The organism is Stenotrophomonas sp. GD03654 (assembly GCF_029845105.1).
Taxonomy (GTDB): domain Bacteria; phylum Pseudomonadota; class Gammaproteobacteria; order Xanthomonadales; family Xanthomonadaceae; genus Stenotrophomonas; species Stenotrophomonas africana.
Genome location: NZ_JAOCLC010000024.1, coordinates 54,809 through 65,574 on the forward strand (window position 1 = coordinate 54,809; position 10,766 = coordinate 65,574).

At 68.3% G+C, this 10,766-nt stretch carries 11 protein-coding genes; all 11 read right to left on the reverse strand.

The window, feature by feature from the left end; genetic code table 11:
* Positions 1–5: 5 nt before the first annotated feature.
* The 11 genes from gspE to N5J73_RS11045 all read right to left on the reverse strand — a co-directional run bounded on the left by gspE (position 6) and on the right by N5J73_RS11045 (position 10,500).
* Positions 6–1,439: a type II secretion system ATPase GspE gene (gene gspE / locus N5J73_RS10995; RefSeq protein WP_049448015.1), complete on the reverse strand. Its 1,434-nt coding sequence runs from the start codon at positions 1,437–1,439 to the stop codon at positions 6–8.
* Positions 1,436–3,817, reverse strand: a complete 2,382-nt coding sequence (gene gspD / locus N5J73_RS11000; protein WP_049448014.1) for a type II secretion system secretin GspD — start codon at positions 3,815–3,817, stop codon at positions 1,436–1,438. Before gspD ends, gspE begins: the two co-directional genes overlap by 4 nt.
* The gene (gene gspM, locus N5J73_RS11005; RefSeq protein WP_049448013.1) at positions 3,814–4,341 is read right to left on the reverse strand and encodes a type II secretion system protein GspM; all 528 of its coding nucleotides are present in this window, start codon (positions 4,339–4,341) and stop codon (positions 3,814–3,816) included. Before gspM ends, gspD begins: the two co-directional genes overlap by 4 nt.
* Positions 4,338–5,501, reverse strand: coding sequence for a type II secretion system protein GspL (gene gspL, locus N5J73_RS11010; protein ID WP_049448012.1), 1,164 nt, complete (start codon positions 5,499–5,501; stop codon positions 4,338–4,340). The genes gspM and gspL overlap by 4 nt, the downstream gene beginning before the upstream one ends.
* Complete coding sequence (gene gspK / locus N5J73_RS11015) at positions 5,498–6,403, reverse strand: type II secretion system minor pseudopilin GspK (protein ID WP_049448011.1); 906 nt, start codon at positions 6,401–6,403, stop codon at positions 5,498–5,500. The genes gspL and gspK overlap by 4 nt, the downstream gene beginning before the upstream one ends.
* Positions 6,404–6,412: 9 nt before the next feature.
* Entirely contained in the window at positions 6,413–6,850 is a 438-nt protein-coding gene (gene gspG / locus N5J73_RS11020) for a type II secretion system major pseudopilin GspG (RefSeq protein ID WP_049448010.1), read from the reverse strand.
* A 57-nt stretch (positions 6,851–6,907) separates the two neighbouring features.
* Entirely contained in the window at positions 6,908–7,468 is a 561-nt protein-coding gene (locus N5J73_RS11025) for a hypothetical protein (protein ID WP_239503403.1), read from the reverse strand.
* Positions 7,469–7,612: 144 nt separating this feature from the next.
* Positions 7,613–8,164, reverse strand: coding sequence for a hypothetical protein (locus N5J73_RS11030; protein WP_049448007.1), 552 nt, complete (start codon positions 8,162–8,164; stop codon positions 7,613–7,615).
* 58 nt (positions 8,165–8,222) lie between these two features.
* Positions 8,223–9,203 (reverse strand): DUF4880 domain-containing protein, encoded by a 981-nt coding sequence (locus N5J73_RS11035; RefSeq protein WP_049451718.1) that lies wholly within the window; start codon positions 9,201–9,203, stop codon positions 8,223–8,225.
* A 69-nt stretch (positions 9,204–9,272) separates the two neighbouring features.
* Positions 9,273–9,803, reverse strand: a complete 531-nt coding sequence (locus N5J73_RS11040; RefSeq protein ID WP_049447677.1) for a sigma-70 family RNA polymerase sigma factor — start codon at positions 9,801–9,803, stop codon at positions 9,273–9,275.
* A 16-nt stretch (positions 9,804–9,819) separates the two neighbouring features.
* On the reverse strand, positions 9,820–10,500 hold the full coding sequence (locus tag N5J73_RS11045; RefSeq protein WP_049447633.1) for an STN domain-containing protein: 681 nt from the start codon (positions 10,498–10,500) through the stop codon (positions 9,820–9,822).
* Positions 10,501–10,766 lie beyond the last annotated feature (266 nt).

The following is a 10,766-nucleotide window of genomic DNA, read 5'->3' on the forward strand; positions in this document are numbered from 1 at the left end:
TCGCCTCAGTCGTCACCGGTGACGCGCAGGATCTCTTCCAGCGTGGTCACCCCGCTGTCGACCCAACGCTGGCCGTCCTGGCGCAAGGTCCGCATGCCGGCACGCCCCGCCGCCTCGCGCAGGGCGGGCTCGCCCTGCCCTTCATGGATCAGCGCACGCACGCGATCGTCCACCACGAACAGCTCGTGGATGCCGGTTCGCCCCCGATAGCCGCTGTTGGCGCAGGCCGCGCAGCCCACCGCGCGCCACACGGTACGGCCGTCGCCATCCACCTCGGCACGCCGGCATTGCGTGCACAGCCGCCGCACCAGCCGCTGCGCCAGCACGCCGCGCAGCGACGAAGCCAGCAGGAACGGCTCCACGCCCATGTCGGCCAGGCGGGTCACCGCCGAGATCGCGTCGTTGGTGTGCAGGGACGCCAGCACGCCATGGCCGGTCAGCGATGACTGCACCGCAATCTGTGCGGTCTCCAGGTCGCGGATCTCACCGATCATGATGGTGTCCGGATCCTGACGCAGAATCGCGCGCAGCGCGGTGCCAAAGCTCATGCCGATGCGCGCGTTGACCTGGATCTGGCCGATGCCGGCGAAGTCGTACTCCACCGGGTCTTCCACGGTGAGGATGTTGCTGGTGCTGCTGTCGAGCTGGCCCAGTGCGGCGTACAGCGACGTGGTCTTGCCGCTGCCGGTCGGCCCGGTGACCAGCACGATGCCGTGCGGCTGCCGGATCAACCCGGTAAACGTGGCCAGGGTGTCATCGGCCATGCCGAGTCGCTGCAGCTGCAGCCGGCCGGCATCCTTCTCCAGCAGGCGCAGCACAGCACGCTCACCATGCCCCGTCGGCACCGTGGAGACACGGATATCCAGTGGCCGGCCGCCCACACGGATCGCGATGCGCCCGTCCTGCGGCAGGCGCTTCTCGGCGATGTCCAGGTGGGCCATGATCTTGATGCGCGACACCAGCGCCGCATGCAGTGCGCGCCGGGGCTGCACCATGTCGCGCAGCGTGCCGTCCACCCGGTAGCGCACCACCGAATGGGTCTCGAACGGCTCGATGTGCAGATCGCTGGCGCCATCGCGTGCAGCCTGTGCCAGCAGCGCATTGATCATGCGGATCACCGGCGCATCGTCCTGCGCATCCAGCAGATCGGTGACCTCCGGCATGTCCTGCATCAGCCGGTCCAGGTCGACTTCGCTTTCGGCGGCACCGACCACGGCAGCGGCATCACCGCCGTCACGGTACTGCTCACCCAGCCGCTGCTGCCAGGTCGCCGCATCCAGCGCATGGAACGGCAGCGGGCCATGCCGGCGGCGCAGCTCGGCCACGGCCCACGCCGCGGTGTCGGCGGTGCCAAGCAGCACCGGTTCGCCACCGGCCTCGGACAGCATCACGCCATGGCTGCGCACCCAGGCGTACGGCAGCGGCGCGGCGGCGCTCACGGCCCGATCACCAGTTCCGGCGTGTAGCCCAGCCCGCGCAGCTGCTGCAATGCCGGGTCCAGCGTCGCCGGATCGCGCGGCAGTCGCACGCGCAGGCGCTGCCCGCTCTCGCCCGGCGTCGCTTCGGCATAGGCCTGCAGGCCCAGTGCCCGCACCTGCGCCACGCCCTGGCTGGCACGTGCCGGGTCGAGCCCCTGCGCGAACTGCACCAGCTGCGCATTGCCGTCATCGGCCGGATACAACGCTGCCAGGCTGGTGTTCTGCAGCGGCTGGCCCTGCCCGTCGCGCGCATTGCCCTGGCCGAGTACAGACAGGTCCTGCGGCGGCAGCTGTGGTGCCGACAGCGCCGGCAATGCCCAGCTCTGTACCGGCTGCGCACCGGCCTGCGCATTGCGCATGTAGTCGTAGCGGTCGCGGGTCAAACGCTGGCCGGCGGCGGGGTCACGCACCACGTGCGGGCGCAGGAACACCATCAGGTTGGTCTTGGAGCGCTTGCGCGTATCACTGCGGAACAGCGCCCCCAGCACCGGGATCCTACCCAGGCCCGGCACCGCATCACGGCCATGGCTGACGTTGTCCTCCAGCAGGCCACCGAGCACCATGATCTGGCCATCATCCAGCAGCACACTGGTATCCAGCGCACGCTTGTTGGTGATGATGCCGGCGGCACTGTTGGCACTCTGCGCATCGATGCTGCTGACTTCCTGGTAGATGTCCAGCTTCACCGTGCCGCCCTCGGAAATCTGCGGGCGTACGCGCAGCTTCAGGCCCACGTCCTCGCGCACGATGGTCTGGAACGGGTTGTTGCTGCCGCCACCGCCGTCGGTGACGTAGCGGCCGCTGACGAACGGCACGGTCTGGCCGACCATGATACTGGCCGCCTCGTTGTCCAGCGTCATCAGGTTCGGCGTGGACAGGATGTTGGCACCGCCCTTGCTCTGCAGCGCAGTGGCCAGCGCTTTCATGTTGAGGATCTGGCCGACACCGGGCAGGTTGATGGTGCCGTCGATCACGCCGATCTTCAGGCCATCCTTGGGCAGCACGTCCAGCGTGGTACGCGCGCCGGTATTGAGCCCGCTGCCGCCGGTGGCACCACCGAAGTGGGTGCCACCAAAGGTACGGCCATTGCCCAGCATCCACTGCACGCCCAGCTCAGCCGCGTCGGTCTGGTTGACCTCCACGATCAGGCTCTCGACCAGCACCTGTGCACGGCGCTGGTCGAGCTGATCAATCACCCGCCGCAGGTTGCGGTACACCGGCTCCGGCGCCGAGATCAGCAGCGTATTGGTGGCCACGTCCGCCTGCACCGAGATGCCGTTCTGGCTGAAGCCGGTGCTTCCCGCATCGATCGGGTCACGGCGGCTCGGGTCCAGGCGCTGCGATTCCAGCGCATTGCCTCCGGTCTTGGCCTGCTGCGGCTGCGACGGCTGCGTTGGCGGGGAACGATTGGCATCACCCGGCAGTGGCGTGATGCCTTCATTGCTACCCATCGCTGCTGCATCGCTCTGCCCGGCCACCACGCCACGCAGCACACCGGCCAGCTGGTTGGCCTGGGCATTGCGCAGGTAGACCACATGCAGGTTGCCGGACTCGTCCTGCGCGCGGTCCAGCTTCTCCACCAGCTGCCGCGCCAGGCGGGTACGACCGGGACTGCTGGAACGCAGCAGCACGCTGTTGCTGCGCGGGTCGGCCATCACCACCACCTTCTGGGTGGGCTCGGCGCCCTGCGCATCCAGCAGCGGCGCTACCATCGCCGCGACGTCAACGGCAATACCCTGCTGCAGCTTCACCACGTCGGTGTCCATGCCGGCCGGTGTATCGACGCTTGCGATCACCCGTGCGATGCGCTCCAAGTTGTCGGCGTAGTCAGTGATCACCAGGGTGTTGTTGCCTGGATTGGCGGTGATCGGATTGTCCGGACTGATCATCGGACGCAGCACCGCCACCAGTGCCGCCGCGTTCTCGTAGCGCAGCGCGAAGGTGCGCGTGGCGACCTCGCCGCCGGCACCACCGGTGCCGACGCGTCCTCCCAACAGCTTGGCATCGGCCTGCGGCACCACCCGGCTGACGCCGCCGTTCTCTACCACGGCGAAGCCACGCATGCGCAGTGCGCCTAACAGCAACTGGTAGGCCTGGGTACGGCTGACCGGGCCATCGGAAACCACTGTCATCTTGCCGGTCACCCGTGGGTCGACCAGGAACTGGCGGCCGGTGAAGCGTGCGGCCATGCGCAACACGCCACCGATATCGGTGTCGACCAGGTTCAACTGCACCGGCTCATCGCGGGCGTCCTGCGCCAGCACCGACGCCGGTGCGTGGGCCATGCACACGATCAAGGCCAGTGCGGCACTGCAGGCAAGGCTGCGCATCGCCCTCATGGATGGGCACCCACGTTGAGCGCCATCACGATGTTTCCGGAAATCCGCGCCGCCGGCATGTTCGCATCCCCTGTGCGTGTCAGTTGCAGCTGCTGCAGTTCGATGGCCGGATCGGCCAGCACGGGCAGCAGCCAGTTCCACAGCGCGTCAGCGGGCACCGCGTGCACCTGCAGGTGCCAACGCCCGTCGCGCGCTTCGATATGCAGTCCGTCGGCGAGGCCGGCCGACTTGATTCCATCACGCAACCCGGCCATCGTCGGGCGCTGCCCCTGCGTCTGCTGCTGGCGCTCGCGTGCCTGCAGCAATGGTGCCAGTACACGCGCCTGTGCCTGCAGCCGCGGCAGCTCGGCCTGCCAGTGCGTGCGCTGCTTCAGCAGCGGCTCCAGCCACAACATCCACAGACCCGCCACCAGCAGCGCCACCACCATCACCCACAGCATCAGCCGGTCGCGCGGCGGCAGGCGTTGCCAGCGCTGCTGCAGGCCCGCAAGTTGCCCGCCCAGCCGCAAGGTACGGGTCGTCACTGTCCCGCTCCGCGAACCCGCAGGCGTCCACCCGCTTCGCGCGCCAACAGCAAGCCCTGCGCCTGCAGCGCCTGCTGCCAGTGCTCAAGCCGCTGTGGATCATCGGCCAATGCCTGGGCGTCGGCATCCAGCTCCATGTCCAGTTGCCCGGGTTGGTAATGCAGGCTGCGCACCTGTCCCGCCAGCTCCGGAACCGCCTGCAGCGTGCCGGCCACCTGACGCTGCAGCGGCGGTAACGGCGGCGCCGGCGGTGGCACTGCAAGTGCTCGCCTTGCCTGCAACACCGGGTCCACTACATCGGTGATCTCCGGGAAGCGTGCGCTGAACTGCCGTGCCATGTCCTGCTGCAGCGCTTCACCCTCGATCCGCCAACGCGAGACCTGCAGCTGCAGGCCGAGTGCAGCCAGCAGCACTGCCGCCAATGCCAGCCCGATCGCAAGCCGCGGCGTTTTCTGGCCCGTGCCGGGCAGCGGCAATGACCAGCTTGGCAGGGGGCCACAGACCTGCCGTTCATGCGTGACGGCGGTGGCCGGCAGGCTGTCCGGCCACGCCGGCGGCACGCTGTCGATCCATTGCACGGCCTGCACCCCGGCCTGTTGCAGGCGCACGGCCAGCGCCTGCATCACCGCACAGGCGTCACGTCCGCCGCACCATTGAACGAAGCCCCGATCGCGCCCACTGCGTACCAGCAGGTGCTCGCCGCTGATCTGCAGCGTGGCATGGCCGTCCTGCCAGGGCAGCAGCAGCGGCGTCGGATACAGTGCCTGTAGCCGCAGTGCACACGAAGCCAGCAACTGCTGCGCCTGCAGAAGCGCCTGCTGGCCCAACCAGGTCACAGGAACCGTGCCGTCCGCCGCCTGAGCGCCATGGGCCAGCGCCACCTCCTGCAGGTCATCCAGCAGCATCGCCTCCACCTCGCCCTGCAACGCCGACTGCAGGCGGCGCCCGGACAACGGCGGCAGCTGCAGTTCCAGCAGGATCAGGTCGTTCGGATCGAGGCAGGCATGCACCGCAGCCTGCGGATGCCGCAGGCCCAGCGCCGCCAGCGTGTCGCGGCCATGAGCCAGCACCTCGCCCTTGTGCAGCTGCGCCCAGTCCAGCTCGCTGTCGCCGCGCAGACGTTCAAGCGCCGGCAGGCGCACCCGAAGCTGCACGTTCATGCGCCGATCCTCGTCCACACGCGCTGCACACGCACGCCATCGTCGCGGTACTCGCGCCAGAGCAGCGCGCGAAAATCAACTGCGTTGCCGTCAGCCTGCGCCTGACCGACGGCCAGGAACCACTCGCTATGGATACCCAGGGGAAGCACGGCCATCTGTTCATTGCTCAGTTGGAGTCGGTTGGCGATGTCGCCGCGATTGAGCAGCCAATGGCCAGCGTCGCGCTCACCGAGCAACGCCTGCAGCCGTGCCGGCTCGACCCCAGGCGTCACCGCCTGCAGAACGTTCAGGTCGCTGGTGTTGGCATTGACCAGGGTCTGCGCCGGCAACACCACCGTGCGCCGCGCCAGCGCCTGCAACGCCACCGGATCGACACCCGGCAGCGCCTGTTCGATCAGTGATTCGCGCGGCAGCGGTGCCTGGGCCTGGATGTCGCCGTCGCGCAGGCGCGCCTGGATGTGGTCCGCTGCCGACGCGCAGGCACCTTGGCCCAGTCCCTGCCCGGCACACAGCGCGATGAACGCGTGCCGTGCCTCAGGATCCGGCCTGCCATGTGCCAGCAGATTGCGCAGGTTGAACATCGACTGCGCATCCACAAGCTGCAGCTGCACCGGCAACGGTGCCTGCAGTTCCAACGGGCGCGCCCAGCGCCCGCTGCGCACCGTGGTCAGCTGTTCCTTTACATCCTCACGCAGCTGCTGCGCCGCACGCTCCAGCGTGGCGTCCACGGCCATGCGTACCTGCGCGCGCAGCTGGTCGCCGCGCAGCGCACGCAGCTGCGCCGACTGCCGGGTCAGCAGCGCGGTGGCAATCACAGCCACCAACGCCACCACCAACAGCGCGACGATCACCGCCATGCCACGCTGGCGGATGCACGAGACCGAACGCCTCCGGGCTGCCATCAGCGCGCCTCACAGCTGCCAGGAGCCGATATCCGCATTCCCGGCGTCGCCACCGGGCTTGCTGTCCGCTCCCAGCGAGAACACATCAATGTCGCCGTGGGTTCCGGGTACCTGGTACTGGTACGGATGGCCCCACGGATCATTCGGCAGGCGATCCAGATACGGCGTCACCGGCAATCCACCGCTGCCCTGCGGCGGCTTCACCAGCGCCTGCAGGCCCTGCTCGGCACTGGGATAGCGACCGTTGTCCAGCTTGAACAGTTTCAATGCCTGCATCAATGCGGCAATGTCCTGGCGCGCCGCCACCACGCGTGCCTGGTCGGGACGGTCCATCAACCGCGGCACGATCAATGCGGCGAGGATGCCGATGATCACCACCACCACCATGATCTCGATCAGGCTGAAACCCTGCTGCAGAGCCCTTCGAACACCCACCTGCCTTGCCATTGTTCCGCCCTCGTCATCCTGGAAGAGACCGCTGCGCCATGGTCAGCGGTGCATGTGTCAGTACGATAAACATCCGCCAGCAATTCGCTGCGCATGTGCCTGTGCAGGCGCAACACGTGCAGCCGGTGCACATGCAGACTCGAACAGATGCTGCGGCACCCTTGCCAGCGTTTCGTCGATGCAGCCGCGCAGCAACGGGTGCGCGCAGGCCTGCAGCAGGCGCACGCACTGCATCGGCGACCACGCTGTCCCATGATCGAGGCCGATGAACATCCGATAGGCCTGGTGATAGCGCAGGTCGTCGTACACCCGCTGGGCACTGCTCAGATCACGCACGACCAGCAGCAGGGCCGCGCGTTGCAGCAACCGCGCATCGCCTGCATCAAGCGGCAGCGGGCTCATGGCCGTTTCGGGCCAGGGCCGCAGCTGCAGGTCGAGGGCTCTTCGCAGCGCCATCAGTGGGTGCGTACCACAATCCAGTGCCGCCCAGCGCGCCGCATCCGCCCAGGCATCACTGGACAGCACCCAGACCCACGATTGCCCGTAGCGCTGCACGTTCAGGGGCGTATGCCGCGCCTGCTCCAGTGACCGGCTCAGGTGGCGATCCAGCTCCAGCATGCTGATCCTGCGACTGTCTGCCATCGGCGCCGCCCGTGCTCTGTGACGCGTGGTGCGTCGTATTCTGGAGAAGACGTCAGCACGGCGGGTGAAGCGACAGCGTACATGCTGCTCTGTGCGCTGCGTGGCGCTTCATCGACAACGTCATCGCAGCGTCATCTGCCTGCAGGCTTCGCGCTCCAGCCGCGGTGCTTCACCTCCGCAACGGCGCGCCAGTATCGCCACGTCGCTGCGCGCGGCAAACGCGGCCAGCGCATCGGTCATGTCCACGTCATCGCACAATGCCCCCATCGCAACGCGCAGCGCCGGCAGCTGCCAACTGTCCATCACATCGCGGGCGCCCGCCACGAACCAATGCCAAAGGCGATGGTGCAGCACCTGCTCGTGCAGCTGCGCCAGATCGTCAATGCCATGCACACCCGTCAACAGCAGAGCGCGCGCGAGCACCGCGGGTGACAACGCCCCGGCTTCAGACAGCGGAAGCGCCTGCTGCTGCAGGCGCAGCAGCATCGCCAGCGGGTGCGACTGCGGATCGAAATCCAGCAGCACCGCCTGTTGCTGCCACTGCGCATCGGACACCACGCACACCCATGGCGAGCCATAGCGATGCACCATCAGGGGCCGTCGCTGGGTGGTTTCCAGCAGCGCCGACAGATTGCGTCGCAGATCCAGCACACCGATGGTCTCGTTGCGCATCCTTGGCCTCTCCTTGCTTGCAACAGCCCTGCGCGGTGCGCACGGCCAGCGTCTTCATCTATCCAAGGACGGCAATGCCACCCGGAAAGCGACGCAGATCCAGCGACATCGTCAGTCGCAGCTGCTCCAGTGCCGCATCCGGATCATCAATTCGGAAGCGACCGCTGACGGGGGCACGCGCCAACGCCGATTCTCCCAGCAGCACCTTGCCGCGGCGGTAACGGTTGATCTCGTCCACCACCTCGCGCAGCGGTGCGCGGCGGAACACCAGCATGCCTTCGGTCCAGGCGCTCACGTCCGACGCCATGGCCTCGGCCACCACGCCGCTGAGGCGCTCGTCGTACCGGGTCTGCTGGCCGGCCTGCAGCTGCAGCCGGCCCTGCGCATGCTCGATACGGACACTGCCATGCAGGCAGGTCACCCGCACCTGGCCGTGGGTGTTGCGCACATCCAGGCGCACTGCGCCTTCATCGGCAATCACGCAACCCGGGCCGGCAAACAACGCCAGACGCAGGCCGGCCTGGGTCTCGATCGCGGCCTGGCCCTGCACCAGCTCGAAGCCTTCGCCCTGCGCGTCCGCGCGACGACGCAGGCTGCTCTGCGTATCCAGTTCGATCTTCAGCTGCGGCGAGGGCGTGATCTGCAGTCGCTCACCGGTGCCGGTATGGAAATCGGCCGTCATCGCCGTCACCGAGGGCCACAGCCCCAGCGGCGGGCGGATCGCCGCCACCACTACCAGGCTGGCCGGGGCTGCAATCGCGGCACCCAGAAAGGCGCGTCGGCTCCAGCGCTGGGCCGGCGTCGGCGCGACCGGTTGACGCGCGGTGGCGGGCAGCTGCTCGCCGGCCAGCCGCACCTGCTCCCACTGCCTGCGCGCACGGCCGAACGCTTCACGATGACGCGGGTCGGCCTCGCACCAATCACGGAACCGGCGCCCGTCGGCGGTGGTCGCCTCGCCCGAGGTCAGCCGCACCACCCACGCGTGGGCCTGACGCTCGACGGCATCCAGCGGGCGTTGCGGGCGATCGTCAGGATCCATGGGGGCTCATGCCGCTCCCGCACGCTGCGGGGTTCTGCTCGGCGTCAAAGTGTAGACGGATGCCGCCGTTCAGAACCGCACCTGGCGCCCCTGCCCGCTGCGCTCGGCCAGATAGTCCTGGGCTGCCTTCAGCTCACGCTGCACCAGCCGCAGCGACACGCCGAGGTGATCGGCGACGTCCCGCTGCTGCAGGCCATCGACGCGGATCGCCAGCAGGATGCGGCGACGGCGCTCGGGCATGCGCTGCAGGAGGCCGACCATGTCTTCCAACGCGAAGTCCAGTTCGGCCGCCTGCGCCGGGCCGGGTGCAGGGTCGGCCAAGTCCATCAGCGTATCCACCTCCTCCAGGCTCAGCAGGCGGTGGTCTGCACGTTGGCGATCGATCACGGTATTCATTGCCATGCGCAGCAGGTAGGCCGCGGGGTTCTGTACGGCGTCCAGGCGGTCACGCCGCACGCTCAGGCGCATCCAGGTGTCCTGCAGCGCGTCGCCGGCCAACTCTTCCGAGCCCAGCTTGCGCACCAGCCGGCGCTTCAGCTCATCGTAGGCACCCAGAAGGTGGTCCATCAGGTCAACTGCCCCAGCCGTACCGTCGCTCATGTTCGAATCCTTGAAGTCATGGAAGGGGCGCGCGCCGGCCACAGTCGTGGTCGGCGCCGGAAGGTCGGATCTGCAGCGTTACCGGCTGCGGCAGCGCGGCGGCCTCCGACGCCAGCACCAGGCCCTGCATCGCCTGCAGCAGGCGTGCATCGCGGCGTGCGCTGCCACTGCCCGACAGCAGCTCGGGCGCATGCACCTGGCCTTCGCTGTCAACATGGAAACGCAGCGTCGCGGCATAGCGGCCGGGCGCAATCTCGGGGTCGTCACAGAACGCCGCACGCAGCCGCTGCTGCAGCCCGCCGTAGCGACGCCGACGTTCGGCCTCAGGAAGTTCCGCGCCAACACCGGGTTCGGCAGCCAAGGGCGTGCTCCGGCGCAGCACCACACGCTGCTCGCCGATCACCTCGGCCTCGATACCGGAGCCCTGCAACAGCACCTGTAACGCAGGCAGCGGCGCCAGGCTGGCGCGCAGCGCATGGCTGCTGCGGCCTGAGGCCAGGTCGCCCGGGTACATCACCGACCACCCGCTGATGACGCTGAAGCGCTCGACCGCCTGTTCCAGCGGCAGCGCGGGGATGTCGTAGGCATGAACAGCGTCCTGCGCGGCAGTGGAAAAGGACAGCAGCAGCCATGCGGCGATGGCCACCTTCCAAGTTCTGACCGCGTGGTGTCCATTCAGCCCCCTGACGTAGAACACATGACCCTCGGCAGCGACAGCAGCTGCAGTGGACGCGCACCACGACCGGCACCCCGGCCCGCGCGCGACCCGCAAGCGGGCTCAAACCGTACCGGTGCCAGATGTCATTGCGATGACCGCCGCCACGGCTGACGCCGAGGCAGACTCCGTGGAGCCAGTCATGCATCAGGAATCAATGAACCGAGCAGATTCATCTGCGCACGGGATCCGACCCCGACAGATCGCAGGAAGCTGTCAGGCGGCGGGGCGGTATGGCCAGGCAGGAC